The 26,863-nt window shown below is 48.9% G+C and carries 28 protein-coding genes; 6 read left to right on the top strand and 22 right to left on the bottom strand.

Going from position 1 to position 26,863, the window contains the following annotated elements:
* Positions 1–46 precede the first annotated feature (46 nt).
* The 8 genes from AB9R92_RS15230 to AB9R92_RS15195 form a co-directional block, all read right to left on the bottom strand.
* Positions 47–427 carry a DUF3397 family protein gene (locus AB9R92_RS15230; protein WP_370670297.1) on the bottom strand — a complete coding sequence of 127 codons (381 nt, stop codon included), beginning with the start codon at positions 425–427 and terminating at the stop codon, positions 47–49.
* Positions 427–1,284, bottom strand: coding sequence for a ketopantoate reductase C-terminal domain-containing protein (locus AB9R92_RS15225; protein ID WP_370670296.1), 858 nt, complete (start codon positions 1,282–1,284; stop codon positions 427–429). The genes AB9R92_RS15230 and AB9R92_RS15225 overlap by 1 nt, the downstream gene beginning before the upstream one ends.
* 111 nt (positions 1,285–1,395) lie before the next feature.
* Positions 1,396–2,946, bottom strand: a complete 1,551-nt coding sequence (locus AB9R92_RS15220; RefSeq protein WP_370670294.1) for an acyl-CoA carboxylase subunit beta — start codon at positions 2,944–2,946, stop codon at positions 1,396–1,398.
* A gap of 28 nt (positions 2,947–2,974) precedes the next feature.
* Entirely contained in the window at positions 2,975–3,190 is a 216-nt protein-coding gene (locus AB9R92_RS15215; RefSeq protein ID WP_370670293.1) for an acyl-CoA carboxylase biotin carboxyl carrier protein subunit, read from the bottom strand.
* Positions 3,187–4,536: an acetyl-CoA carboxylase biotin carboxylase subunit gene (locus AB9R92_RS15210; protein WP_370670292.1), complete on the bottom strand. Its 1,350-nt coding sequence runs from the start codon at positions 4,534–4,536 to the stop codon at positions 3,187–3,189. Before AB9R92_RS15210 ends, AB9R92_RS15215 begins: the two co-directional genes overlap by 4 nt.
* A 161-nt stretch (positions 4,537–4,697) precedes the next feature.
* Positions 4,698–5,450, bottom strand: a complete 753-nt coding sequence (locus AB9R92_RS15205) for an enoyl-CoA hydratase/isomerase family protein (RefSeq protein WP_370670291.1) — start codon at positions 5,448–5,450, stop codon at positions 4,698–4,700.
* Positions 5,451–5,553: 103 nt separating this feature from the next.
* The gene (gene rpmF, locus AB9R92_RS15200; RefSeq protein ID WP_082799159.1) at positions 5,554–5,730 is read right to left on the bottom strand and encodes a 50S ribosomal protein L32; all 177 of its coding nucleotides are present in this window, start codon (positions 5,728–5,730) and stop codon (positions 5,554–5,556) included.
* A gap of 24 nt (positions 5,731–5,754) precedes the next feature.
* A complete protein-coding gene (locus AB9R92_RS15195) occupies positions 5,755–6,291 on the bottom strand; it encodes a YceD family protein (protein WP_101190589.1) in 537 nt (178 codons plus the stop codon).
* A 415-nt stretch (positions 6,292–6,706) separates the two neighbouring features.
* Between AB9R92_RS15195 and AB9R92_RS15190 the strand changes: the two genes are divergently transcribed.
* Positions 6,707–7,921 (top strand): nucleotidyltransferase, encoded by a 1,215-nt coding sequence (locus AB9R92_RS15190; RefSeq protein ID WP_370670290.1) that lies wholly within the window; start codon positions 6,707–6,709, stop codon positions 7,919–7,921.
* Here AB9R92_RS15190 and AB9R92_RS15185 read toward each other — a convergent pair.
* Genes AB9R92_RS15185 through rsmD form a run of 3 tightly spaced genes read right to left on the bottom strand, consistent with a single transcriptional unit; the run spans position 7,894 to position 10,022 of the window.
* Complete coding sequence (locus AB9R92_RS15185) at positions 7,894–8,919, bottom strand: SepM family pheromone-processing serine protease (RefSeq protein WP_370670289.1); 1,026 nt, start codon at positions 8,917–8,919, stop codon at positions 7,894–7,896. The two genes, AB9R92_RS15190 and AB9R92_RS15185, sit on opposite strands and share 28 nt — an antisense overlap.
* Positions 8,920–8,974: 55 nt before the next feature.
* Entirely contained in the window at positions 8,975–9,454 is a 480-nt protein-coding gene (coaD, locus tag AB9R92_RS15180; protein ID WP_370670288.1) for a pantetheine-phosphate adenylyltransferase, read from the bottom strand.
* Positions 9,447–10,022, bottom strand: coding sequence for a 16S rRNA (guanine(966)-N(2))-methyltransferase RsmD (gene rsmD, locus AB9R92_RS15175; protein WP_370670287.1), 576 nt, complete (start codon positions 10,020–10,022; stop codon positions 9,447–9,449). Before rsmD ends, coaD begins: the two co-directional genes overlap by 8 nt.
* Before the next feature lie 83 nt (positions 10,023–10,105).
* Here rsmD and AB9R92_RS15170 point away from each other — a divergent pair, with 83 nt between their 5' ends.
* Positions 10,106–10,486 (top strand): DUF7147 family protein, encoded by a 381-nt coding sequence (locus AB9R92_RS15170; protein WP_370670286.1) that lies wholly within the window; start codon positions 10,106–10,108, stop codon positions 10,484–10,486.
* Here the strand turns inward: AB9R92_RS15170 and AB9R92_RS15165 are convergent, their stop codons facing one another.
* A complete protein-coding gene (locus tag AB9R92_RS15165; protein ID WP_058383491.1) occupies positions 10,487–10,759 on the bottom strand; it encodes a YlbG family protein in 273 nt (90 codons plus the stop codon). It abuts the gene before it with no gap.
* 126 nt (positions 10,760–10,885) lie between these two features.
* Between AB9R92_RS15165 and AB9R92_RS15160 the strand changes: the two genes are divergently transcribed.
* Complete coding sequence (locus AB9R92_RS15160; RefSeq protein WP_370670285.1) at positions 10,886–11,803, top strand: glycerophosphodiester phosphodiesterase family protein; 918 nt, start codon at positions 10,886–10,888, stop codon at positions 11,801–11,803.
* Positions 11,804–11,838: 35 nt separating this feature from the next.
* Here AB9R92_RS15160 and AB9R92_RS15155 read toward each other — a convergent pair whose 3' ends face one another.
* Positions 11,839–12,285 (bottom strand): YlbF/YmcA family competence regulator, encoded by a 447-nt coding sequence (locus AB9R92_RS15155; protein ID WP_058383489.1) that lies wholly within the window; start codon positions 12,283–12,285, stop codon positions 11,839–11,841.
* A 119-nt stretch (positions 12,286–12,404) separates the two neighbouring features.
* A complete protein-coding gene (locus AB9R92_RS15150) occupies positions 12,405–13,469 on the bottom strand; it encodes a CAP domain-containing protein (protein ID WP_370670284.1) in 1,065 nt (354 codons plus the stop codon).
* Between the two features lie 140 nt (positions 13,470–13,609).
* On the opposite strand from AB9R92_RS15150, the gene AB9R92_RS15145 reads away from it, so the two are divergent.
* Complete coding sequence (locus AB9R92_RS15145) at positions 13,610–13,975, top strand: YugN family protein (protein WP_370670283.1); 366 nt, start codon at positions 13,610–13,612, stop codon at positions 13,973–13,975.
* Between the two features lie 87 nt (positions 13,976–14,062).
* Positions 14,063–15,121, top strand: a complete 1,059-nt coding sequence (gene ytvI / locus AB9R92_RS15140) for a sporulation integral membrane protein YtvI (protein WP_370670282.1) — start codon at positions 14,063–14,065, stop codon at positions 15,119–15,121.
* Between the two features lie 501 nt (positions 15,122–15,622).
* Here ytvI and AB9R92_RS15135 read toward each other — a convergent pair.
* From AB9R92_RS15135 to cyoE, 7 genes are all read right to left on the bottom strand, one after another.
* Complete coding sequence (locus AB9R92_RS15135; RefSeq protein WP_101190597.1) at positions 15,623–16,084, bottom strand: DUF420 domain-containing protein; 462 nt, start codon at positions 16,082–16,084, stop codon at positions 15,623–15,625.
* Between the two features lie 20 nt (positions 16,085–16,104).
* Positions 16,105–17,031 (bottom strand): cytochrome c oxidase assembly factor CtaG, encoded by a 927-nt coding sequence (ctaG, locus tag AB9R92_RS15130; protein ID WP_370670281.1) that lies wholly within the window; start codon positions 17,029–17,031, stop codon positions 16,105–16,107.
* Positions 17,032–17,175: 144 nt separating this feature from the next.
* Entirely contained in the window at positions 17,176–17,508 is a 333-nt protein-coding gene (ctaF, locus tag AB9R92_RS15125; RefSeq protein ID WP_370670280.1) for a cytochrome c oxidase subunit IVB, read from the bottom strand.
* Between the two features lies 1 nt (position 17,509).
* Positions 17,510–18,136 (bottom strand): cytochrome (ubi)quinol oxidase subunit III, encoded by a 627-nt coding sequence (locus AB9R92_RS15120; RefSeq protein ID WP_370670279.1) that lies wholly within the window; start codon positions 18,134–18,136, stop codon positions 17,510–17,512.
* On the bottom strand, positions 18,123–20,036 hold the full coding sequence (locus AB9R92_RS15115; RefSeq protein ID WP_370670278.1) for a cytochrome c oxidase subunit I: 1,914 nt from the start codon (positions 20,034–20,036) through the stop codon (positions 18,123–18,125). The genes AB9R92_RS15120 and AB9R92_RS15115 overlap by 14 nt, the downstream gene beginning before the upstream one ends.
* 25 nt (positions 20,037–20,061) lie before the next feature.
* Positions 20,062–21,144, bottom strand: coding sequence for a cytochrome c oxidase subunit II (gene coxB / locus AB9R92_RS15110; RefSeq protein WP_370670277.1), 1,083 nt, complete (start codon positions 21,142–21,144; stop codon positions 20,062–20,064).
* A 55-nt stretch (positions 21,145–21,199) separates the two neighbouring features.
* Entirely contained in the window at positions 21,200–22,117 is a 918-nt protein-coding gene (gene cyoE, locus AB9R92_RS15105; RefSeq protein ID WP_370670276.1) for a heme o synthase, read from the bottom strand.
* Positions 22,118–22,463: 346 nt separating this feature from the next.
* Between cyoE and AB9R92_RS15100 the strand changes: the two genes are divergently transcribed.
* Positions 22,464–23,381, top strand: a complete 918-nt coding sequence (locus AB9R92_RS15100; protein ID WP_370670275.1) for a COX15/CtaA family protein — start codon at positions 22,464–22,466, stop codon at positions 23,379–23,381.
* A gap of 37 nt (positions 23,382–23,418) precedes the next feature.
* Here AB9R92_RS15100 and pyc read toward each other — a convergent pair whose 3' ends face one another.
* Entirely contained in the window at positions 23,419–26,859 is a 3,441-nt protein-coding gene (gene pyc / locus AB9R92_RS15095) for a pyruvate carboxylase (protein WP_370670274.1), read from the bottom strand.
* Positions 26,860–26,863: the final 4 nt, after the last annotated feature.

The following is a 26,863-nucleotide window of genomic DNA, read 5'->3' as shown; positions in this document are numbered from 1 at the left end:
CAAAGACTACTATAACAAAAGGAGGATTGCTTGAGAAAAAATCCGCTTAGCGGAATGACTGGACCGCTAAAAAGATAAGCCCGGCAAGCCAAGTGGCGGCATAAATGGCGGATAACGCCAAGAAACAAATCCGCCAGACTTTGCGCAGGAATTTGATGACTTCCAGTTCTTTCTGGGTTTTCCATTCACGGATCAGCAGAAAAATGGCAAGCAATAACGCCGCCATGAAAATGAATGGCTGAACTTCCACGCCGTACAGCAATTCGATTGATGCCGGCACGGAAAAGAATAATAGAAAAGCGGTGACATCGGCAGCGATGCCGAGTGCTTTGCGTTTTTTGGATTTATAGGTCAACACGTAGACAAATAAAAACAAGATAAATGGGACGTAGAGCAACACGTTCCCTGCAGTAGATATCCATTCCATCAGTTTTCCTCAACAGTCTTCAATAAATGGTAGAACGCTTTAAACAAAGGCAGATCCAATTTCGAAATTTGCAGTATATACAGCATCAGCCCGTCCACATCCATCGGGTCATTGGCCATGCGGTCTGCTAGCATAGACGATATTTCTTCCGGCCGTGACGCGCAATAGGCAGCAACGCGTTCGATCGGCTGCAAGCTTTCGATTTCCGGAAACGCCAAATACATCTCATTGTACAGGTTGCGAAATAATTCATAAGCATTCGGATCGGTAATCAAACGCCCCTTTTCGATCTTCATCAACGCCGTCAATGGATTGATGAGGCTGTCCCGCAACAGCTGTTCAAACAGCCGCTTCTCGATGTCCTCTGTCCATTGCACCGTCATATGGGCCATTTTCGCGAGCGCCTCAAATTGCGCAGGCTCGCCTTTCAACAAGCCCAGGCTGAGCTGCGGCGTTTTCGTGTAGCTAATTTCATGCGCATTGACTTTGACCGCGTCGCAATCCAAAGTGCCGGCTGCGATTTGGCGATGTGCCAATAAACGGGCTTTTTCGATATAGAGCATTCCTTGCTGCACAAACACGAGCGGATTGCCCGGCCGGCGGATTTTTAACAGCCTTAATATTGGCGGCAGTTCATCTGAATGAACCGTAATAAATATGTATGCATCCGGGTCCACCTGTTCAAGATCGGTATAAACGGCGATTCGCTGTTGTTCTGTCCCGCATATGAGGCCATGCGTGTTTAGCTCAGCGGCTTGTTCTTCATTCGTTGTGATCAGCTGAACATCGCCTTGTTTTTTCAATAGATGCGCCAGCAGCAATGCCTGGGCGTTTCCGCCGATAATTGCGAATTTCATGGAAACCCCTCCTTTTTTCAGAGCAATCGTAGGTAGGAGACGCCCTGTCGTGCCGAGCGTCTGCTAAAAAAGAAGCCTGCCTTATTAGGCAGACTCCACGTCTATTACTCATTATACAGGAATGATCGGATGTTTTCGATATGGCAAAGGCAAATCTTTCGTCGCATAAATCGACAAGCGCTTGGACAATTCGTCGCGAAGTGCATACGGCGCGACGATTTCATCGACGATGAGTTCTGATGCCAAACGGTAAATATTAATTTCTTCTTTGTATTCCTGGTGCTTCTGCTGCACATAGGCCAGGCGTTCTTTCAGGTCTTCAATCGCTTCGATCTTGTTGGAATAGACCGCATTGACCGCCGCTTCAGGGCCCATGACGGCTATTTGGGCCGTCGGGAGCGCAATGCATACATCCGGTTCGAACGCTGGCCCTGCCATTGCATACAACCCGGCGCCATATGCTTTACGCACGACGACCGAAATCTTCGGCACAGTAGCCGAACTCATCGCAGAGATGAATTTGGCCCCGTGGCGGATGATTCCTGCGCGTTCCACTTTCGTGCCGATCATAAATCCAGGCACATCCGCGAGGAATAAGAGCGGAATCGAGAACGCATCGCATAAGTTGATGAACTTGGCGCCTTTGTCCGCAGAATCCCCGAACAGCACGCCGCCTTTCACTTTCGGCTGGTTGGCGATGATGCCGACCACTTGCCCATCGATGCGTGCGAGGCCGGTGATCAATTCCGGCGCGAACAGTTTTTTGATGTCGAAGAAGCTGTCTTCATCGATCAATTGGTCGATCAATTCATACATATCAAACGGGGCATTCTGGTTTTCCGGAATGATTTCTTCGAGGCTGCGTCCCGCTTTCTTCGCTTTCGCTTCGAGCACTGCAGGCTTGCCGGCAAAGTTTGCCGGGAAGAAGGCCATATAGCGGCGCGCTTCCGAAATTGCCTCTTCTTCAGTGGAGACCAAAACATCGCCGACGCCGCTGACGGTACAGTGCATGCGGGCGCCGCCCATTTCCTCGAGTGACACTTTTTCACCGATGACTTTTTCCGCCATGCGCGGCGATCCCAAATACATGGAAGCGTTGCCTTCGACCATGATGACGATATCGCAAAATGCCGGGATGTACGCTCCGCCTGCCGCAGATGGGCCGAACAACAAGCATACTTGCGGCACCATGCCGGACATGCGCACTTGGTTGTGGAAAATGCGCCCTGCGCCGCGGCGGTTCGGGAACATCTCCAATTGGTCGGTGATGCGTGCGCCTGCTGAGTCGACCAAGTAAAGCATCGGCACTTGCATCTTTTCAGCTGTTTCCTGGATGCGGATGATCTTTTCCACTGTCCGTGAACCCCATGATCCGGCTTTAACGGTCGAATCGTTCGCCATGACGCAAACGGTTTCGCCGTTTACTTTGCCGATCGCCGTCACGACGCCATCAGCCGGAAGATCTCCCGCTTCCACATTCGCGAAGCGGCCATCTTCAATATAATCGCCGTCATCGAACAGCAAGTTCAAGCGGTCCCTGACGAACAGTTTATTGCTTTCTTTCAACTTCTCATGGTATTTCTCGTGGCCCCCTGCAAAAATCTTCGAAAGTTTTTCTTCGAGCCGTGCATTATATCCTGTTGTTTCAGTCGTTTTCGTCATTTCTTCCACCCCTTTGGATTCAAATGCCTTATTCGCCGAGCGTCACCAGTGTGTCCCCTTCGTTGACAAAGCTGCCAACTTCCACATCGACTTTTTCGACTTTCCCGCCGAATTCCGCTTCTACCGGTATTTCCATTTTCATCGATTCAAGAGTCATGACGGTCTGCCCCGCTGATACGGAATCCCCTTCGTTGACTGAAATATTCAAGACCGTCCCCGCCATAGATGCTGTTAGTTGTTTCATACTGTTTTTTCCTCCTTTTGTTGTGTAAGCCACTGAGCCAATACGGCCGTCGCATAATTTCCTTCTCTAAATGATTTGGATTCGATGAATTGATCAAATAACGGCAAATTGGTCTTTACCCCTTCAATCGCCGTTTCGTCAAAGAACTTTCTGGATTTCTCCAAGACTTCTTCCCGCGAAGTTCCGGTCAAAACCACCTTGGCGATCATCGGATCATAGAACGGCGTCACTTTATTGCCTTCTTCGTATCCCGTTTCAATGCGTGCGCCAGCACCCCATTTCAAGATGGATAATGTTCCTGGCGACGGGAAGAACGTTTTCGGGTCTTCCGCATAGATGCGGTACTCAATTGAATGGCCGTTTGTATGGATCGTGTCCTGCCCGGGCAAGGTTTCGCCCCTGGCCACATTTATTTGCCATTCGACAAGGTCGACACCTGTTACTTCTTCCGTAATCGGATGTTCCACTTGCAGGCGGGTATTCATTTCCAGGAAATAGAAGTCGTTATTTTCATCGACGATGAACTCGACCGTTCCCGCATTTGTGTAACCGACCGCGCGCGCAGCTTGAACGGCTGCTTCACACAGCTTGGTTCTTGCTGATTCCGGCAAGTCCGGAGACGGCGATTCTTCGATAACTTTTTGATTGCGGCGCTGCACAGAGCAATTGCGTTCATACAAGTGGACGATATGGCCTGACGCATCACCGAAAATCTGCACTTCGATATGGCGTGCATTGGCAATGAATTTCTCCAAGTAGACGATGTCGTTCCCAAAGTAGGCTTTGGCGCGGTTTTTGACCGAATCAAACTGTTGAGTGAGCGCTTGCTCATTTTCACACAACACCATGCCGATGCCGCCGCCTCCCGCACTCGCTTTGAGCATTAACGGATAACCAATTGCTTTTGCTTCCAAGACAGCTGCATCAATATTAGATACCCCTTCGGCTGTCCCAGGAACGACGGGCACACCGGCCTGTTTCATCGAACGCCGCGAGCCGAGCTTATCCCCCATCGTTTCGATGACTTCGGGTTCCGGGCCGATGAAGATCAGCCCGGCTTGTCTGACCTTGCGCGCGAAATCCGCGTTTTCCGATAGCAGGCCATAGCCTGGATGGATCGCTTCAGCGTTACGCTTTACAGCTTCTTCAATGATTTTATCTGCTTGTAAATAAGATTGCGCGACCGGGTTCGGGCCGATCGCTGCCGCTTCTGTCGCTTCTCTCACATAAGGCAGTTCCCCGTCCGCCTCAGAGTGGATTGCGATGGTTTCGATGCCGAGGCGGTCGCATGTGCGGATGATGCGCCGTGCAATTTCGCCCCGGTTGGCAATCAGGATTTTTTTCATGTATGAAATACCCCCTAAGTTTTCTCCCTTCTCTAGCATATACGAATTTTGTAAGCGATTTCAACTATTGAAAAAAATATTTTCCATAATGTTCCGTCTGCTTTGTTCTATCACATAACGGAGCCGTCGTTTATCCATAAATAAAAGCCCCCGCAGGAGCCTTATTTTTTATTTTTGTTCAAGAACCCCTCCACAGCGTGATGATGAGCTTCTTCTGCCCACAATCTGGCGCACTCGCGGATTTCCTGATCGACCCGCGGTTTCAAATTCGTTTCCTCCCATTTGCGTAGCGCGATTTCTTTATACGCGCGGTGCACGGCCGGCAGGACACGGTTCATCGACGCCAAAAATCGTTCAATATCCCCGTCCTCTTCGATGATGGCACTGGCCCATCCGTTCTCAAGCAATTCAGCCGCTGTGTAGGCGCGCGCATCACTGAGCATTTTAAGTGCCGCATCGTGCTTCAAAGTTTCAAATAGATAAGTGCCGCCGCCCCAGCCGCTCGTGATAGCCAGTGCCCCTTGGATAAAGCCGCATTTGGCATGGCCCTTCACCAGCCGGTAATCACACGCCGTCGCAATCTCACAGCCGCCGCCGACCGCGGTGCCATTAATAAGCGCAATGACCGGAACCGGAATCGTCTTGATGCGGTACAGGGCTTCGCCCATACGGCTGAGCATCGGCCACGCCTGCTGTTCTGTTTTCAGTTCATGAAATACCGACAAATCGCCGCCTGAACAAAAGGCCTGCTCGCCTGTTGCCGTGATGATGACATAGCGGATGTCTTCTGTTCTTGCGCGCGTTGCGAGTTCTTCAAACCCTTCCATCACCTCACTGTTGATAGCGTTGCGAATATGGGGCCGGTCGATCGTAAACGTCATTACCTGATTTTTTGTTTCGATTATGTATGCCATGTTTTGACTCACCTCTGGCTCTAGTTTACCTGTTTTTCGGCAAATGAAAAAGGTTATCCGGAGCCATGGCCTCCAGATAACCTTTTTCTAAGCAAATACTGTTTTATTTGCTAGCTACTACTTCTTTGCCTTTGTATGATCCACATGCTTTGCAGACATGGTGAGCCAATTTACTTTCGCCACAGCTTGGGCACGCTACCATACCAGGTACGGATAGCTTGAAATGCGTACGGCGTTTTCTTTTAGCGGTTTTGGATGTTCTTCTGAACGGTACAGCCATTGGTGACACCTCCTTACAATGATTCTATTCATCTGTCTGATCGAAATACTTGGCTAAATCAGCCAGTCTTGGATCCGGTTTTGATTGCGCTTCTTCCTTCTTGGCCAGAACTTCTTCATCTGACAAATAAGACCAGTCGTTGCCGCCTTTGATGACGGTTTGTTCTGAGTCTTCCTTGAAGACCTGTATTGGGACTTCAAGGGCGATCAGCTCTTCCAAAATCGGCTGAAGATCAATGACTTCAGTCGTTACCGCGTGGACATATTCGTCCTCGCCTTCTTCACGGCCTTTTTCAGACCAATCGAAGATTTCCACGGTGTCGATGCTGACCGGATATTCGACATCTTCCCAAGTTCGTGCACAGGGCAGCGTAAGCGTCCCTTCAAGATGAAGCATGCACGTCATTTGTTGCGAACCAATCGTACAGTGTCCTGTGACGTGTATAGGAGATACGGCGCGAATATCGCTATTGCGCTTTTTCGCCTCATCCAATTGAACATACTGGTCAATTGGCATCCCGTCGTTACGATACTTTTGTAGCTGTTGAATCGCTATTTTCATAAGTAATCACCTCAAGACAACAAAGTTGATTATATAATGTAGAACAAACGATGTCAAGAAAAAATCTTGTCACCATAATTCGCTCATCGTTATACTATATAAGTTGAACAAATGCTTTAATAATTTAATATAAAACGATATTCCGCAAAACAGCTAGCTTTCCTGGGGGCTTGCGCTGAACTAATTCGGGCTAGCCGCCCGAATGGATTTCAGCACTTCGTCGAAACGGAGTTGAAAAACCGCCTCCGTTTCTGCTCCCCAAGGAGTCTGCGCTATTTTGCTCCATATCTGCTAAATATCTCAAATGAAAGAGTGGAAAGCGTCCGTCTCGAACGGTTTCATTTCTAACTTTTACGGATTATAAAATTTTTGTTTAACTTATATACAACCAATCATACCAAAAGAAGGTGCTGTAATGAAAGCGACAGGAATCATTGTTGAATATAACCCTTTCCATAATGGCCACTTGCATCATGCGGCGAAAGCAAAAGAGCTGTCAGGGGCTGATGTAGTGGTCGCCGTCATGAGCGGCCAATTCCTCCAGCGCGGCGAGCCGGCGTTTGCTGATAAATGGACGCGCACGGAAATGGCACTCTCGGCTGGGATCGATGTGGTCATTGAATTACCCTACGCTTTTGCGACCGCGCAGGCTTCGGAATTCGCGCGAGGTGCCATCGAATTACTCGATGCAGCAGGATGCGCCTGTTTTTGCTTCGGCAGCGAACAAGGCGAGATCGAACCGTTCCTGGCCAGCCTGGAGTTATTGGATACAGAAAGGGAGCAATACGAACATGTCATCCACGACAAGGTGCAAACCGGCATCAGCTACCCGAAAGCACTGAATGATGCGTACCTGTCTTTAACGAAAGGCAGCGGCCGTTACGCCGACTTGACCAAACCGAACAATATTCTCGGCTATCATTATATAGAAGCAGCCCGCGCGATCAACAGCGCGATGGCACCATTGACAATACAGCGCATCGGTGCAGGCTACCACGATCCGCTAGAGCCCGGCGTCGCGATCGCCAGTGCAACCGGCATCCGCAATGCCTTTTTCGAAGGCGAGGAGCTTGGAGAATTGGCCCCTTATTTACCGTCGAGCAGCCTCCATTTGCTTGAACGCGTCCACGCGGAACAACAAGGCTTCGTCGATTGGCAACGATTCTATCCCATGCTGCGCTTCACGATTTTGCGCGAAGGGCCAAAAGCACTGGCACGGTTTGCCGAAGTGACGGAAGGCATCGAGAACTTGATTCACGAGTCGGCGAAGCGCTCGGAAACCTTTGACGCATTCATCAGCCGAGTGAAGAGTAAACGCTTCACACGGACTCGTATACAGCGCATGCTGACCCACATCTTCACGAGATACACACAGGTGGAAGCACAAGCTGCCAAACACCCCGAATACATCCGCTTGCTCGGCATGACACACGAAGGCAGGCGTTATCTGAACGAACAGAAAAAAGCCATCCCGCTCCCTATCATCAGCCGCGCTGCGGATCTGACAGGAAATATGGGACAGCTCGATATTCGTGCGTCAGCACTTTACCTTCAAGCGATTGGTGCAGACTCATTAAAAAAAGAATACACGACACCACCCATTTACCTGGGCGGCAGTACCGATAAGTAATCAAGTGCATCATTGATGTCAGCGACCGGGACGATGTCCATCTCGGTGCCGATTTTCTCTGCCGTTTCCACGGCTTGGTCAAAATTGCTCGGCAACTTCGAACCGGCCTCATCATCCGGTGCGAAGAAAATATCGATGCCGGCACGGTCTGCCGCAATGACCTTTTGGTCGATTCCGCCGATGCGCCCGACCGTTCCGTCGCTTTCCATCGTCCCCGTGCCCGCGATGTCATACCCGCGGGTAATGTCTTCATCGAGCAATTGATTCAAGATTTCCAAAGTGAACATCAATCCGGCAGACGGCCCGCCGATAGTATCGGAATCGATCGAAACATCCGGAGTCGTTTCGATTTCCTTGTCCTCTACAAAGGAAATGCCGATGCCCGCGCGCTCAGGTTCTGTCGGCAGCGGGGCCAGCGTGACCGTTTGGTTGATTGTACGTTCATCGCGCTCGATTGCCAGTTCCACTTCATCCCCGACTTTCTTATTGCTCAAGTAATCAAGGAATTCTTCCATCGAATCATAAGCTCGACCATCGATTTCCATCAAGCGGTCACCAGGCGACAATAAACCCGCAGCCGCCCCGTCTTCCAGCACATTCAGGATGAAGACGCCGTTGCTCGATACTTCATACGGCTTGCCCGCCTCTTCAAAAGCCACTTGCAGCGCATTGACCTGGGAATCGGACATCAGCTTCAATTGCCTGACATTGTACTCCTCATCGCTTTCATGGGGGCTTCTTACTTGTTCGGGGTCGAGCACTTTATAGCCTTCCTGGAATTGCGCCATGATGTACAAGGCAGGCGTTGCATTGAACATCGTCACGGTCATCAAGCTGAGTGTGCCTACATCGTCTTCATCACGCCCCTCCACTTCCACAAGCGGCGTTAGCTCGTATGCATCGCCTGGGCGTGATATATATGCATCCAGACGGTAGGAGCTGACAAACACGACGAGCGCCATCACCAGCACAAAAAACCAAAGTTTTTTATTTTTCATCGCATATTCTCTCCTTTTTGTTCGAACCACAACAAAAAGCCACGTGTCACGTGACTTATTTGAACTTTTCTATTAATGCTTTTTCCACCGCTTCCGGGACCAGCCCGGAAATCTTGCCTTGATATTTCGCCACTTCTTTGACGATGCTCGAACTGAGGAAGGAATATTGGTTGTTTGACACCATGAACAAAGTCTCGATGTTCTCATTCAAAAAACGGTTCATGGACGTAATCTGCATCTCGTATTCAAAATCCGAAACCGCCCTCAAGCCGCGGATGATCGCATTCGCTTCTGCCTCCACCGCATAGTCGATCAACAAGCCGGCAAAAGAATCCACTGTCACGTTTGGAATGGCTTTCGTCACTTCGGCAATCAAGGCCATCCGTTCATCTACATCGAACAATGGATTTTTGGATGAATTGTTCATGACCACCACTTTCACTTCGTCGAAAATCGATGATGCCCGTTTGACGATATCCAAATGGCCCATCGTAATCGGATCGAAACTCCCCGGTACTACTGCAATTTTAGTCAATGCGTTCTCCCTCTTCCCCCTGGTAGCGGTAAATTGAAATAACGGTATTTCCATATAGCTCCTTTTTAAACCGGATGCACCCAGCTGTTTCGTCCGGCAAATCAATATCCCGTTCATGCTCGCATACAATGATCGCCTCGTCTTCAAGCAGGCCCAGTTCAGCCGCTTTTCCCATCAGTCCATATGCTTTTTCCATATGATAAGGCGGATCGAGAAACAATAAGCGTGCCTTCACGCCATTTTTCTTCATGGCTTTCAATCCGCGTTCAGCATCAGCGCGGTACACTTCCGCCGATTCTGTCAATTTGGTTTTTCCCAAATTGGCCTGGATGGTCTCTACGGCTTTTTTGTCTTTATCGGTAAAGATCGCATGGTCAACGCCACGGCTTAAGGCTTCAATCCCAAGCCCGCCGCTGCCGGCAAACAGGTCCACTGCCGTTCCGCCATCAAAAAATGGGCCGATCATATTGAAGATGGATTCTTTCACTTTATCAGTCGTCGGCCTCGTCGAATTTCCCGGAACCGCTTTCAAAGGCAGGCCTTTCGCCTGTCCTGCTACTACACGCATACTATCGCCTCTTACTTTATCATTTTAGTACTGCAATTGCCGCCCACAATGGTAGAATGGATTCTGGAAAGGACGTGTTTTAGATGATACAACGTTTTATCGAACTTGGAGAAGGGTACGGCGATATATATGAACTTCGCCAATTGATGGAAAGCAACAAAGAGCGGTTCATGCACGGATTCGTTTTCGTTTCAAAAACGAAAGACGGCCAGCCCGTCGTATCGATCGCCGCAGCATTCCAGCCGGCCCAAGAAGGCAATTTCATGCCGATCTATCTATGCCGTGAAGGCATACCGGACGGGTCTAAGCGCCTGGCTGTGTTCGAGGATGCCGTCAAGAAGATGGGGCATGAGCCGATTCGCATGGACGTCAAGCATTCTTCGCAATACGCAGACACCCAACTGTATTTCGGCCATCTCATCGCCATTCTCAGGCTCAACCATTATATTCCGCCGATGCAATGATCACAAGCCGATTTTATAATCGTATTCTTTCGCTTTGTCCGGCTTGGCATTTTCATATTCCGTCTTAAGGAAAGGACGCTGGGACTCCAACACTTTCTTAACATACGGCAGTTTGGATAATTTTTCTTTTGTGGCTTCGATTTTGTCCTGGTCCATGTAGACGACAACATATTTCAATTTGCGGGAAATAAAATGGACATGCCCATACTTCCGCAATGATTTTGCTTGTTTCAGCTGATGCACATAGACAATCAGACCTTGGCGATCATGCATATCTATCCCTCTTTTCTAAACTCTAGAATACCATAGGTCTAAAAAAAGCCGCAACCGAATAAACTGACAGCAAGTAGAGCGTTCCGCTATAATGTGGATACTACCAAAACAGGGGGTTATACATATATGGGTAAGAAAACGAAAATCGGCCTGGCCGCTGCCGCAGTCGGTGCCGCTGCATGGGCCGGCTCTAAAGCATTTACGGAACCACAAAAGCGGCCGCAAAAAGCCGTGCTCGATTATGGGCATCCAATCGTCCTGGCCCACCGCGGCGGCAGTTCACTCGCACCGGAACATACGATGGCGGCATTTGACCGCGCGGCAGAACTCGGGGTCCACGGGTTTGAAATCGATATCCGCATGACCAACGACGAGGAAATCCTGGTCTTCCATGATGAGTTTGTCGACCGCACGTCCGGCTCAGCTGGCCGTGTAGCTGAAATGACAATCGAAGAATTGCGTGCGCTTGATTTTGGCTACCATTTCGTGGATGACAAAGGTGAAAATTCCTATCGCGGCCAAGGCGAGAAAGCCGTCCTGCTCCGTGAACTGTTGGAAAAATTCCCGCAGATGTACATCAATATCGACATCAAAGACGCACCCGACACATATGAAGGCAGCCTGGTGCCATCGAAACTGTGGCGCTTGATCGAATCACTCGGTGCGGAAGACCGTGTCGTCGTCACCAGCTTCTACGACGAACAAATCGACCGCTTCAATTTATATGCACAAAACCGCGTCGCTCTCGGCGCTGGCGAAAACGAAGTGCGCAAAGCGTTCACTTCCTTCAATAGCCAGTTCGGCCATCTGTATGTGCCGCGTGCGGATGTTGTGCAGATTCCGGTGAAGCATTCAGTATTCCGCCTTGACTCGGCACGGTTCATTGCCTTCCTCGACCGGTTGAATGTCCCGGTTCATTACTGGGTCATCGACGACAAGGAAGCGATGGAGAAATTGATCAACGCCGGAGCTCAAGGCATCATCACCGACCGGCCTGATATCGCCATCGAATTGATTTCGGCACTGGAAGAAAAACGCCAATAAAAAAAGTGCAACCCGTTGAGGTTGCACTTTTTTTATTATGCGGAACAGGAACAGCCGCCGCCTGTGCCGCAGCCGCTTCCGCACGAGGAATCCGATGAAAAGAACGGATTGCTCGAAGGAATCTTGACCGCTTCTGACACCGAGCGGCCAAGGATGAAGCTGACTTGGTCCATCAAGTCTTGCAGCTCATTTTCCGCAAGCCGCAGCTCAGCCACCTTTTCATTGAGGTCCAGCCGCCGTTTGTCCACGCGGATTTGCTTCATCACCCGTTTGTAATCCGGGTGGTATTTACCGAAGCGCTGCACTTCTTCGTACAGCTCTTTCAGCCTGGCGAAATCGTGGATCTCTCTCGCCAATAGTTTATCGCTATAGACAGAGTCATAGGCATCGCGGTATTTCGCAGCCTGCTCTGATTGCAGTATCATTTCACTCAGCTCGTCCGCAGAGTCAGTTATACCGACCCATTCGTAGGTCATGATCACTTTGCATTCCTCCTCTACGCTTACATCATATCAGATTGTTTTCCAGATTCATACACCGATTACTCCTGAAAGCAACTGAAAATGAACGTTTACGTTTGCCCACTTGCCGGCTCTTGGCCTTATTGGCTTTCATAGACGCCCGGATCCTGCTTCAACAGAATCTGGCTGTAATAGTTGCCGAACACGCCGACGCCGACCTGGTTGTATTGTGTACTCAATAAGGTTCCCCTATGGCTCGGAGAGTTGAACCAGCCATGGAGTGTCTCAGGCGCATCGTAATAGCGTGAAGCTGTATTGATCGCTGCCAGGTCAAATGGGATGTCCGCTCCTTGCAGGCGGGCTTCCAAGTCTCCCACTTCCATCTCCGCGGAAGTGAACTCCATGCGCGCCATTTCCTCGCTCGTCTGCTCGGCCAGTAGACTGATGCCCACATTTTCTTTGACTAAGGAGCGCTGATGGCGAAGCCGGTACACATTGGTCAAATCGACCAATTGCTTAGCGTTCGCATCATCAATGGAGCGCTGCAAAGTCGAGGATGGCCTTGGGGTTACCAATAAATCTCCAGAATACATCATATCGTAAGGTTGGTGTCGGATCAGCGTTTCTGCATCCATGAACCTGACCGCTTCTAATTGCTGGTCTTCGGCATCGATATACAATTGTGCATAGAGATCTTCAAAGCTGACCAAAATCCGCTTGTCCATGTCCTGCTCACTTAAATTGAAGGTATAAGTATTGGTGCCGTATTTGACGGTCACTTCGTTCTGGACGATCGTAAACCTGTAAAGCTCTTCTATCGTCTGGCCGATTTCATATGGTTCGATATCTGTTGATTCGCCAGCTGCATACACTTGGACAACGCGCCCTTCCTTTACGCCGACCATGACGAAATTGGAATATGCGGCATCATATACCCACCACTCATAGCCAAAAGCGGATGGCTCGATACGGTCGGGCTGGCCATGCTCTGACAACCAATCTTCCGACGGTTCTCCGACGTGTATGGAAAGCCCACTCGACGGCCTTTCGACATCGAGTACCGATTCCGTCAAGTTATCGGCCGGCAAGGGATCGGCCGGACGCGGCGCTTCAAGCAATTCATTTTCACTGATTGACGGGTCCAAGTAAAACAGTCCAATCAGGACAATCGCCAAGAAAATCATGATGCGTAACAAGTCCTTCACTGAATCAGCTCCTGACACCCATTTTCCCCATTATAACAGCCGCCTGCATTCTGACACAATCTAGCCATTGCATGTACCCAAAATATGATCTATTATTAAAGGAGCATTCAGTCTTTTTTTGTTATAGAGGAGGAGATCCCATGTATTTTGAAAATACAGGATTAGAGAACATCGAAGTGGATATTACATTGCTTGAAGACATCATGAACAAGCATGGCTTGACGAAAGAAGGCCAGTGGGATTATGAGCGTGTCACTTACGACCGCAAATTCATCGTCCGTGAAGGCACTTATTATTTGCGCGTTTTCGCTTATGCCATCGACGGAGATGTTGATGCTAACGATGCGACCGTACGCGTCTTGAAGCCGGTCATGGGCAAGCACTACTACCCGCACGGCATCGAATATGGCGAAGACGAACATTTCCCGGATCACCTATTGAAAACTGGCGCTGAAATTTTGGCTTCCATCAAAAAAGAAATTACCGAGTTCGAAATCAAAGCGTAAAATTTCCGCAGTTCAATACGAACTGCGGTTTTTTTAAACAAATGCTTTGCCGCGGAATTTCATCTAGTCAATTGAAGGAGGTTTATTGTGGGCAAGTGGTTTAATAAAAAACTGGCAACCATATTGCTGGTCATCGCTATTGTGGTTTTAATCTCTATATACATATTGCCGATCGCTGTTCCGTTGATCATCGCCCTGCTCACCGCCATCTTCCTCGAACCCTTCGTCAAATTCGTGCAGAGAAGGTTCAAATGGAAACGTAAAGGCGCAGTCATCACAGTGTTTATCCTATTCCTCGTCATCGCATCCGGCTTGGTTTACTGGATCATCACCCAGTTGGTTGGACAAATTATACAATTCTCAAAAATGGTTCCAGAGTATACAAATTCCCTCTCCCATATGTGGGGCGAAGTAGAAGCCTTTTTCCTGCGTTCCACCGCCGAAATGCCTGTCGAAGTTGTCAATTCATTCGAAACGGAAATGATCGCTTTTGCGGAAGGCATCCGCGATTGGATCCTAACATTCGTCAATTATGATACGGTCACCAATTTATTGACGGGCATCCCTTCATTTTTGGTCAGCTTCATCGTCTTCCTCATCGCATTGTTCTTATTCATGCTCGATTTGATGGAGTTGAAAGGCATGATGTTCAACCGCTTGAAGGAGTCGACAGCTGAGAAAGTGCGCTTTATGAGCGCCAGGCTGAACAATGTCGTTTTCGGCTTCCTGAAAGCCCAATTCCTTGTCAGCTTGATCATCTTTGCGGTTTCATTGATCGCTCTATTATTTATCGCTCCTGAATACGCCTTGGTCATGTCGCTGGTCATTTGGGTTGTCGATTTCATCCCGATCCTCGGTTCGATCATCGTATTGACTCCATGGTTCATTTACATGTTCATCGTCGGCGATATCGTCCAAGGAACGCAGCTTGCAATTTTGGCCTTGGTGTTATTGGTCATCCGGAGAACGGTTGAGCCGAAAGTGATGGGAACCCAAATCGGGCTATCCCCCCTCGCCACATTGATCGCCATGTTCATCGGGCTTCAACTGATCGGCTTTCTTGGATTCTTCATCGGGCCGCTATTGGTTATTCTCTTTACTTCGGCACGCGAAGCCGGAATCATCAAAATGGAGTTTAAAGTTTAAAATGCACAAAAAAGCACTGAGCAACTTATGCTCAGTGCTTTTACGGTTTTTCGAGAAAGGTTAGACACCGTATTTTCCGAAGCTTATCGCACGACTCCGTGGGCTCGCGCCCAAGCCTCCTCAGCCGCTATCGAAAACCCTTGTGCTCCCACATCTGCTCAACCCTCACGATGTTCGTGCATCGCAAAAAAGATTTGCAAGCAGATGCGTCGCAAATGAATGTGCTCAGCATAGCTTCGCTCATTCATTGCTTGCGGGGTCTCGGTCGTCTCGCTGATCCACAGGAAAGATAAGGTCGACCTACGGGAGACATTATCTTTGCGAAAGTAATGCGTAGCATTATTGAGCAGAAGGGGTTACGAGCGAACGCTTCTCCAAATACTTGCATAGAACATTGATTTTTGAATGTGGAATAAGCGGTCTCCTTTTTCATTTATAGCGAATTACAGATTTCTTCAACACTCTGAAAAAACACTGAGCAAGTTATGCTCAGTGCTTTTTTTATCCGCCCAGAATCGCTTTGAAAACGGAAGTCGTGTGCCCGCCTTCGTAGAATACATAAAGCAATAAATAAACGGTTACTCCTGTAATGGCGGTGAAGAACCAGACCACGCTCGTGAATGGCCCGATCTTGCGGTGTTTGTCGAGGCGATTTTTCAAGCCCCAGTAAATAGTCACCAGCCCCATCACAGCCCCGATCGTTGCGAGCGTGATATGGAAAATCAGAAAGACGGTGTAATAGATCTTCAACTCGTCCGGCCCGCCGAATGCGGTATTTCCGACAAATAAAGTGCGCGAGACATAGATGATGAAAAACGTAAGCGCAGCAGCCCCGGCGCCGAGCATCACTTTTTTATGTGCTTCAATGCGGCGTTTGAGGATCAAGTTCCATCCGATCGCCACCAATACGGCGCTCAAGACGATAAAGAATGTACTGATGGTTGGCAATAGCGGCAAATTCATTTAATTAAACTCCTTTTGGGTCATTGCCCATTATGTCTGTAATACGCCATATCTTTGCGGTCCTGCAAAACTTTGGCCGTAATTTCATCGGCATTGGCTGTTTCATTTTTGAGCCACTCATGGAAGACCAGCCAAATGAATACGGTGAAGACCAATTCCTGGATAATCTTCATCGTGATGCCACCTGTGCGCTGGTCTTCGATCAACGACATGTTCGTGAAAAGTTCCGGCCCGGACAGGTTGAGCTGTGCCAATGTTCCTGCAGGTACGCATAAGGCCATCGCCTGCATCCAAGCTTCCCCGTCTGAATAGGTGGCATAAAATGGTGACGTGCTGAAGATGATCAATGCACAAGCTGGTGTCATTAAAACGCTCAAGCCGAATAAATAGCCCAACTTTTTCAGGCCGTGAAATTTATGCATGCCTTCAAGATTGTTGACCACCGGCCACCAGTAAAGAAGTGCCGATACGAATAACAAAGTGCTGACGATGCTGTGGATGAGCATGTCCTGCTTGACGAAGTCGAAGACAAGCGGCAAATGGTAAACCGAGAAGAACAAGCTGAACAACAGCAAGGCAATCAATGGTTTAGTGAAAAACATGAACAAAGGGTTAATGACCGGCAAAGCAATGAACGCCCGCCAAATATAGGATGGGATCCCCATGATGATGAGCGGGGCAGCCAATAGCAGAAGCAAGCCCATCTGAACCATATGCATCGTCAAGGTAATGTGTCCAAGCAAATCGACCGGTGAGCCTTTCAAGATGTAAATCAAAGCCATTCCTGACACAAAGAGCAAGGCCTGCTTGGGTTGAAGCGGTTCACTATCGGTGAATTTATTTCTCCACTTGGTGGTGACTAGAAAATATAAAAGCGTAATCAGTACGAGAAATCCGAAATACCAGGGGCTCCATAATGCCTCGAAGCCAAAAATGCTGATCGGCATTAGACCGTACCTCCTTTTTCCTTAAGTAACCTCATTATATAGGGGTTGCCTAGCCATATCAATGAACGAATCATGACATTTGCCGATACACACCGTTTAGGCACAAAAAAACTCCGGACTGTTAAAGTCCGGAGTTTTTTCATTTTACCACCAAACGATGGCAACCATTGCAAGAACGATCGTAAAGGCTACGAACATTCCGCTGAACATGAAGAATGCCATCATGCCGTGGCCTTTATTGCTCATGTGCATGAAATGATACAGCTGAAGTACAACTTGGATTGCAGCCAATAGCAAGATAATCGGCACGATCAAGTAATTCGAGAAATCAGCTGCCACTAAAGTGAATGCGATCAATGTCAGGAAAATCATCATAGCGAATGACGTCAACTGGCTACGCATTTCAGCAGCGCGCTTTTTCTTTACGAATTCGAATTCAGCTCTGGATCTGTGAATGTCATGAGTATCGTGTGCCATATTAACCGATCACTCCCATCAAGTAGACTACAGTGAAGATAAACACCCATACTACGTCAATGAAATGCCAGTAAAGAGCGGCAAGATAGAACTTCGGTGCATTGTACATGTTCAATCCGCGTTTAGCGTTGCGGAGCATCAAGGCGATGAACCAGCTAAGCCCGAAGACTACGTGGGCGCCGTGTGTTCCAACTAGCGTATAGAAAGCCGAACTGAAAGCACTATTGGTGTAGCCGAAGCCCAGATGTACATAATGGTTAAATTCATAAATCTCCAAACCTAGGAATGCGAGACCTAAAAGGACGGTAATTCCTAGCCATGCTTGCATCGCTTTGAAATTATGATTCTTCATATGATAGATCGCGTAAACACTCGTCAACGAAGATGTCAAAAGAATCATCGTCATGGCAAAAACAAGTGGCAGTTCGAACAAGCCGGCAGCGGAAAATTCCATTCCGCTTGGGCCTTTGTCTTTCAACGCAAGATAAGTTGCGAAGAGAGAGGCGAAGGTGACGGTCTCAGCTGCCAACAGCAGCCAGAACCCAACGAACTTGTTCTTCCCTTCGAGCGTCGCCGTTTCAGGATGATCGGGCCAGGTTTGTGGGGTATATCGCTTATTTAAGTCCACCTTTTTTGCCTCCTTCCAGCGCTCTTGCTTCTCTTTGAATGCGTTCGTTATCCTCAATCAATTCTTCTTTCGTTACATGGAAACCAAGGTCATCTTTCAAAGAACGCACAAGCATGGAGCCGAATGTTATCGCAAGGCCGCCGATCAATACCGGAAGCGCCCAAGCTTGCCCATCCACGTGGTACATCGCGCCAAACGCCGCGATGAACATGCCAAGTGAGATGACGAAAGGAATGAATGAACCGTTCGGCATGTGGATATCGCCGAGTGGCTCAGCATAGACCATGCCTTCTTTATTGCCTTCCATTTTCTCGATCCAGTACGGGTCAAGTCCACGGACAAGCGGTGTTTGTGCAAAGTTATAAAACGGCGGTGGTGACGGGATCGCCCATTCAAGCGTACGTCCGTCTCCCCATGGGTCATTACCGACGCGCTCATTCTTCGCAACCGTCATGACAACGTTGATGAGAAGGATGATTATGCCGATTGCCATGAGCAAGGCACCAGCCGAGCTGATTGCGTTAAATAGATCCCAACCTTGGTCTGCTCCGAACGTATAAACACGGCGAGGCATACCCATGAGGCCGAGGAAATGCTGGATAAAGAATGTCAAATGGAATCCGATAAAGAAGAACCAGAATGTCCATTTCCCAAGTTTTTCGCTCAACATCGTACCGAACATTTTCGGCCAGTACAAATGCGTACCTGCCAAAATAGCCAATACAACACCACCAACGATTACGTAGTGGAAGTGGGCGACGATAAAGTAAGAATCGTGGAGCTGGTAATCAAGCGGCGCAATCGCCTGCATGACACCTGTTACCCCACCGGCAACGAATGACGGAATGAACGCAACTGCGTAGATCATCGGCACTGTGAAGGAAATGCTTCCTCCCCAGATCGTCAATAGCCAGTTAAAGATTTTGATCCCTGTCGGAACTGCGATGATCATCGTTGCAAGGGCGAAAACCGCGTTAGCTGTCGGTCCAAGACCAACTGTAAACATGTGGTGAGCCCAAACCATGAATCCGTAGAAACCGATCAGGATTGTCGCAAATACCAATGCCGTGTAACCGAAAAGGCGTTTGCGGGAGAAAATCGCAAAGATTTCAGAGAAAATACCAAACGCTGGCAAGATCAAGATATAAACTTCGGGGTGACCGAAGATCCAGAAGAAATGCTCCCAGATGATCGTGTTACCGCCCATCGTTACATCGAAGAAGTTAGCCCCGAACAAACGGTCAAATACCATGAAGAAGATACCGACAGTCAGTGGAGGGAACGCCAAGAGAATCAACGCGGACGCTACGAAAGTCGTCCAAGTGAAAAGCGGCATTCTCATATACGTCATACCCGGAGCACGCATGTTGATGATTGTAACAAGGAAGTTAATCCCCGCAATCAAGGTACCGAAACCGGATATCGTCAAACCAAGCGAGTAGAAATCGATTCCGTGGCCTTCAGAGGCAAGTGCCAAAGAAGCATAGTTTGTCCATCCTGCATCCGGTGCTCCCCCTAGGAACCATGAAAGGTTCAGGAATACGCCCCCGAAGAAGAACAGCCAGAACCCAAGTGAGTTCAGGAAAGGAAACGCTACGTCACGCGCACCGATTTGCAAAGGTGAGACGGCGTTCATGAATGCCAAAAGGATTGGCATGGCTGCAAGGAAGATCATGGTCGTTCCGTGCATTGTTAAAACTTCGTTGTATGTTCCGGCGCTGAGGAAATCGTTTCCGGCTTTCATAAGCTGAATCCGGATCATCATCGCTTCTACGCCGCCGACTAGGAAGAAGAATCCGCCGGAGATCAAGTAGAGGATCGCGATTTTCTTATGGTCTACTGTTGTTAAGTAGTCCCATATTGTAGCGCCGAAACCCTTTTTCTGAGAGTTAGAACTCACAATAGTTTACCTCCTTTTTTAACTTTTACTCTTCAACTTTCAAGCCCATCAAGTATGCAGCAAGTGCATCGAGCTCTTGATCAGAGAATGGTTCTCCGTTATTCAAAGATTCAGGGTTAGGCATCAAGTTGCCTGGCTTGTATTGCTGAGGATCAGCAATCCAGTTTTTCAATGTTTCTTCATCGTGTTCCATAAAGCCGGCGATTGTATTGCGGTCACCGAATGTTGCAAGGTTCGGCCCGACTCCAGGAGCCGCTCCTGTCGCGTTAGTTGCGTGGCAGGCGATACAGCTCTGCTCGAAGATCTCCTGTCCTTCTTGAGCAACAGTTTCTGTAGGTGCAGCTTGTTCTTCCTGCATTGCAGCTACCCATGCATCAAAGTCTTCGCGGTTAAGCGTTTTGACCTTGAAATCCATCAAAGCGTGGGATGGCCCGCAAAGCTCGGCACATTTACCGAAGTAAACGCCTTCTTCAAGTTCTGAAGATTCTTTGTCGAATTCCAGGTAGAACGTGTTGACGTTTTCAGGGTTGACGTCGAGCTTGCCGCCAACAGAAGGGATCCAGAACGAGTGCTTAACGTCTGCGGCAATCAAGTTGAAGTAGACGCGTTCGCCAGTCGGGACGACCAGTTCCTGTGCAGTGATGATTTCCTGTTCAGGATACTCGAATTCCCACCAGTAAAGTTTACCGGTAACATTAACCGTCAAATTCTCAGCCACGCCATCTTCGTCCTGTGCGTCCATCGCCGTGACATCAGCCAGGTCGAATGTTGAGTAGACCGTCGGAACAGCGAGGATCAAAAGCAGGACGATTGGAATTGCTGTCCAGATAAACTCAAGACGTGCGCTTCCTTCGACTTGTTCAGGGATCATGTCCTCCCCTACTTTTGAACGGCGGAATTTTACAATTGCCAATACATAGATGATAGTAACGACGACGATAACGAATAACATGACAATGGATGACAAAATCAGCAAGTTGAACTGATCTTGCGCAACCTTACCAGCCGGTATCAGCGTCGAGATCTCTTCACGTCCGCAGCCTGAAAGAAAAACAAGCAATGCGGTCATCAAGGCGAAGAGGCGCCATTTCTTAGGTCCTTTCATCATAGCTTTTCATACCCCTCTCTGAATAAAGTGTTTTACAGTTAAGTAAAAAAAGAATTTAGGCGAATACAGCGAAAATGATCATCGAGACAAACAGAATCGTCATATAGTTCAATGAATAGATGAACATTTTCTTCGCCCATTTCAAATCATCAGCCGCTTTGAAGCCACGGATCGCAAGAACAAGCCATCCGATATTCAACGCTGTAGCCAAGATGATGAAGCCTATCCCAAGTTCCATAAGCAAGAACGGCAATGGGAAAAGCAGTAAAACCCATGCAAGCATCGATTTTTTTGTCCGGTGGAATCCTTTGACCACCGGAAGCATCGGAATATTTGCGGCCCGATACTCTTCCGTCCGTTTCATGGCTAGCGCATAAAAATGCGGCGGCTGCCAAATGAACATGATCAGAAACAGCGCCCAAGCGCCCGTACCGAGCGTCGGCTCCACCGCAGCCCAGCCGATAAGCGGCGGAATTGCGCCGGAAATGCTGCCGACGATCGTATTGCCGACATGCCGTCTCTTTGACCACATCGAGTAGAGGACAACATAAGCCAGGATGCCGGCGATTCCAAACAGACCTGCTGAAACAGAAGCGGAAAACAAAAAGAGTTCGCCTATAACAATGAAAGAAATGGCGAGTGCCAAGACAGCGGATGGCTTGAACCTGCCCGTAACTGTCGGACGGGCTCTCTTGCTAGCCATCAATGGGTCAATATCTGTGTCGATATAATTATTCATCGCCGCAGACCCCGCAATGATCAATGCCGAACCGACGATGGTGTAGACAAGAATATCCATATGGTCAAGGAAATTCTTATCCGAAAACTGGAAAGCGAGCCACAGTCCCGTAAAGACGGTAATTAAATTGGAATTGACAATTCCAATCTTAATAAGTGCCAGAAAATCTTTAGTGAACGTGCTCGATTCTACAGCATCGGTCGGTTCTGCAGACATAGACCGGCCGTTTGACATATAACTCCCTCCTTTCAAAGTTGTAAGCATATTCCGCTAACCATAACTATATCTAAATTCCAGCTTCTTTTCTACATATTACTGAAATTTCCTGATATAAATGATGATTTCACGCAATTGGTCTTACAAATATTCATCTCTAATCATACAGTAGCCTCCTCGTTATTTTAAGATAGAAAAAACCTTGTTTTTGAACAGTTTGTGAAGGTCGCTAGTATTATGTCCAATTCTTGAAAGTTTAGGCGAACGCTGATTTCTCGTTGTATTTTAAACATAGTTTCGCTATCATCGAGTATGCAGGTTATCGTTAACGCTAAAAGTTTTTCTAAAAAAAGTAGGTGGCAATTTGAAAAGCAACATCTATATAAAAATATTCGGGGTTCTAGCATCAATCGGCATGCTGCTCATCCTCCTCGGCGGGGCTTTAGTGACCAAAACCGACAGCGGCATGGGCTGCGGCCGAAACTGGCCAGACTGCAACGGCAATTTGATTCCGCGGGAAATCACCCCTGAAGTGCTGATCGAGTTCTCCCATCGCCTTGTAACAGGCGTAGTCGGGATTTTGATTGTGATTTTGGCTGTATGGGCGTGGCGCAAGTTCGGCCATGTGCGCGAAACGAAGTTCCTCGCTTTCATGGCTGTCTTCTTCCTCGTGCTGCAAGCTTTGATCGGCGCGGCGCAAGTGCTATGGGGCCAAGGCGATTTCATCCTCGCGCTCCACTTCGGGATCTCCCTTCTGTCGTTCGCTGCGGTGCTTCTTTTGACCTTGCTCATCTTCGAAGTCGATCGCAAGTTCGATGCGGACCGCGTGCAGATCGGACGCACATTGAAGTTCCATACGCTCGGCGTTGCCTTGTATTCTTATGTCGTCGTCTACACAGGAGCACTCGTCCGCCATACGGAATCGAGCCTGATTTGTTCCGATTGGCCTTTATGCCGCAACGACCAATTCGCGCTGCCAAACAATATGTATGAATGGGTCCAGATGGGCCACCGTTTTGCCGCTGCGCTGATCGTCATCTGGCTCGGCGTGATTGCACTCCATGCGTATCGCCATTACCGCGACCAGCGGGTCATCTACTGGGGCTGGTTGATCGCCTTCATCATCGTGCTTCTCCAAGCAACGAGCGGCATGCTCGTCGTCTTGACGAAGTTGAATCTGGCTGTCGCATTGCTCCACTCCTTGCTCATCTCGATGCTTTTCGGATTATTGTGTTACATGGTCCTTCTCGTCTCCAGAAGCAAGTTCATCAAATCCAAATAAAAAATCCGGTGCGAAATTCGCACCGGATTTTTTCATGTTATTTCGATTCCATTTCAATGAGCAAATCACCTGTTGAAATGCCATCGCCAGCTGTCACGTAAATTTCCTGGATCGTTCCGTCAAACGGCGCTTGGACGGTCGTTTCCATCTTCATTGCTTCCGTCACCAGCAGATGGTCGCCCCGTTTTACTTTCAACCCTTTTTCACCGACTACTTTCAGGACAGTGCCAGGCATTGTCGCTGCAATATGGTTTTCTTTGGTCGGGTCGGCTTTCGGTTTGGCGGCTGAATCGGTTTCCACGGTCATATCCTGGATGCTGATTTCACGTGGTTGTCCGTTCAATTCGAAATAGATGATGCGCGTGCCGTCTTTTTGCGGTTCGCCGATGGACACGAGCTTGATCATCAGGGTCTTTCCTTTTTCGATCTCGACTTCGATTTCTTCGCTTAGGCGCATGCCGTAAAGGAAGGTCAGGGTATCAAGGACCGATACATCCCCGAACGTTTGGTTCGTCACGCTGTACTCTTCGAAAACCTTTGGATAAAGTGCATAGGCCAGCACTTCATGACTCGTGACCGGGCGCTGCAGCCGCTCGAACAGTTTCTCGCGGATGGCGTCAAAGTCTGCCGGTTCGAGCAGTTCGCCCGGGCGCACCGTAATCGGCTCGCGTTCTTTCAAGATCACTTTTTGCAATTGTTTCGGGAAGCCGCCGTGCGGCTGGCCGATATAGCCTTCGAAGAACTCGATGACCGACTCAGGGAAATCGATATTCTCGCCGCGTGTCAGCACGGTTTGTTCATCCAGTTCGTTCTGGACCATGAACAAAGCCATGTCCCCAACCACTTTCGATGACGGCGTGACTTTCACGACATCTCCGAACAGCATGTTGACGCGGGAATACATTTCCTTCACTTCTTCCCAGCGCATACCGAGGCCGACCGCTTTCGCTTGCTGCTGCAAGTTGCTATACTGCCCGCCCGGCATTTCGTGGACATAGATTTCCGAGTGCGGGCTATTCATTCCGCTCTCGAAATCACTGTAATACTTGCGGACATCTTCCCAATAATGGGACATGGTCTCAAGAGACTCGATATCCGCTCTGATTTTCCGCTTGCCGCCGCTCATCGCATAATACAGCGAGTTGGCGCTAGGCTGAGACGTAAGCCCCGCCATGGTGCCAAGGGCGGTATCTACAATATCGACGCCTGCTTCAATCGCTTTGGAATAAAGGTAAATGCCGTTTCCGCTCGTATCATGCGTGTGCAAATGAATCGGCAAGGACACCGTATCCTTCAATTCAGAAACGAGTCGGTACGCAGCTTCCGGCTTCAAAAGCCCGGCCATATCCTTGATCGCCAGGATATGGGCGCCTGCTGCTTCCAGTTCCTTCGCCATATCTTTATAATACTGAACCGTGTATTTGTCGCGGCTCGGGTCAAGGATGTCGCCGGTATAGCAAATCGCCGCTTCTGCGACTTTTCCGGAATTACGGACTTCGTCGATGGCAACTTCCATCCCTTTAATCCAGTTGAGGCTGTCGAAAATACGGAATACGTCGATTCCAGCTTCAGCGGATGTTTTTGCAAACTCGCGGATGACGTTATCCGGATAGTTTTTATAGCCGACCGCATTCGCTCCGCGGAACAACATCTGGAACAAGACGTTCGGAATGTCTTCGCGCAACTTGATGAGGCGCTGCCACGGGTCTTCCTTCAAGAAGCGGTATGAGACATCGAATGTCGCTCCGCCCCACATCTCCATTGAGAACAAATCGCTTTGGAGCCGGGCTGTTTCTTTCGCGACTGCAAACATATCGTGTGAACGCATGCGCGTGGCAAGAAGCGATTGATGGGCATCGCGCAAAGTCGTATCCGTCAGGAGAACATCGTCTTGTTCAAGTATCCATTTCGACAATCCTTCCGGTCCGCGCTCATCGAGGATTTGCTTGGTGCCGGCTGGAACTTCCGTAATAATGTCGATTTCCGGTTTGCGCGGTGCGGCATGGATCGGTTTCTGTTTCTTCTCGATGCCAGGGAAGCCGTTTACCGTCACATTGCCGATATAGCTGAGCAATTTCGTTCCGCGGTCTTGGCGTACCGGGAATTTAAACAGCTCCGGTGTGCTGTCGATAAAGCTGGTATCGAAATCTCCGCTGATGAAATTTTGATGTTTTACCACATTTTCAAGGAACGGGATATTCGTCTTGATTCCGCGGATGCGGAATTCCTGCAAGTTGCGGTCCATTTTCGCTGCGGCTTCTTTGAACGTTGTCGCCCATGTAGACACCTTAACGAGCAATGAATCGTAATAAGGGGAAATGACCGCTCCTTGGAAGCCATTTCCGGCATCCAGGCGCACGCCAAATCCGCCGCCTGAGCGGTACACCATCAAACGCCCCGCATCCGGCATGAAGTCATTCAATGGATCTTCCGTCGTCACACGGGATTGGATGGCAAAACCGAACAACGGGATATCTTCTTGTTTCGGGATGCCGATCACTTCACTGTGAAGCGCATGCCCGCGAGCGATATTGATTTGGGCATGGACGATGTCGATTCCTGTAACCATTTCCGTAATCGTGTGCTCTACTTGGATACGGGGATTGACTTCGATGAAATAAAACTCATCGCCCGCTACCAAAAACTCGACGGTTCCCGCATTTATGTAATCAATGTTTTTCATCAGTTTGACAGCCGCATCGCAAATTTCATTGCGCAAGCTATTGCTGATTGAGTTTGAAGGCGCAATTTCTACCACTTTTTGATGGCGACGCTGAATCGAGCAATCACGCTCGTATAAATGGATGATATTGCCTTCTGCATCGCCGAGGATCTGCACTTCGATATGTTTCGGTTTGTCTACGAATTTTTCCACGTACATCTCGTCGGAACCGAAAGCAGCCTTCGCTTCGGATTTCGCACGCTCGTAAGACGATGCCAATTCACTTTCGTCTTTGACGATGCGCATGCCGCGGCCGCCGCCGCCTAGTGATGCTTTGATCATCAACGGGAACCCGGCTTGTCCAGCAAACGCTTCCACTTCAGCCAGCGATTCGACAGGGCCGTCCGTGCCCGGAATGACAGGAATGCCTGCAGCGATCGCTTGGTCACGGGCTTTGACTTTGTCCCCGAACATATCGAGATGGCGCGAGGTCGGCCCGATGAATACAATACCTTCCTCTTCACAGCGGCGCGCAAAATGCACGTTTTCGGATAAGAATCCGTACCCTGGGTGAATAGCGTCCACTCCTGAGTCTTTAGCGATGCGAATGATATCTTCAATGTCCAAATAAGCATCGATCGGCTTTTTTCCTTTGCCGACTAAATACGATTCGTCAGCTTTGTAACGATGAAACGAACCGCTGTCTTCCTGCGAATAAATCGCAACTGTCCGAAGATTCAGTTCTGTACAGGCGCGGAAGATCCGAATTGCAATTTCTCCGCGGTTGGCTACTAAGATCTTGTTAATCTCTTTCACTCCG

It is taken from the genome of Planococcus sp. SSTMD024 (assembly GCF_041320495.1).
Taxonomy (GTDB): domain Bacteria; phylum Bacillota; class Bacilli; order Bacillales_A; family Planococcaceae; genus Planococcus.
Note: the sequence above shows the minus strand (reverse complement) of the source record. Positions and strands in the feature narration are given on the sequence as shown.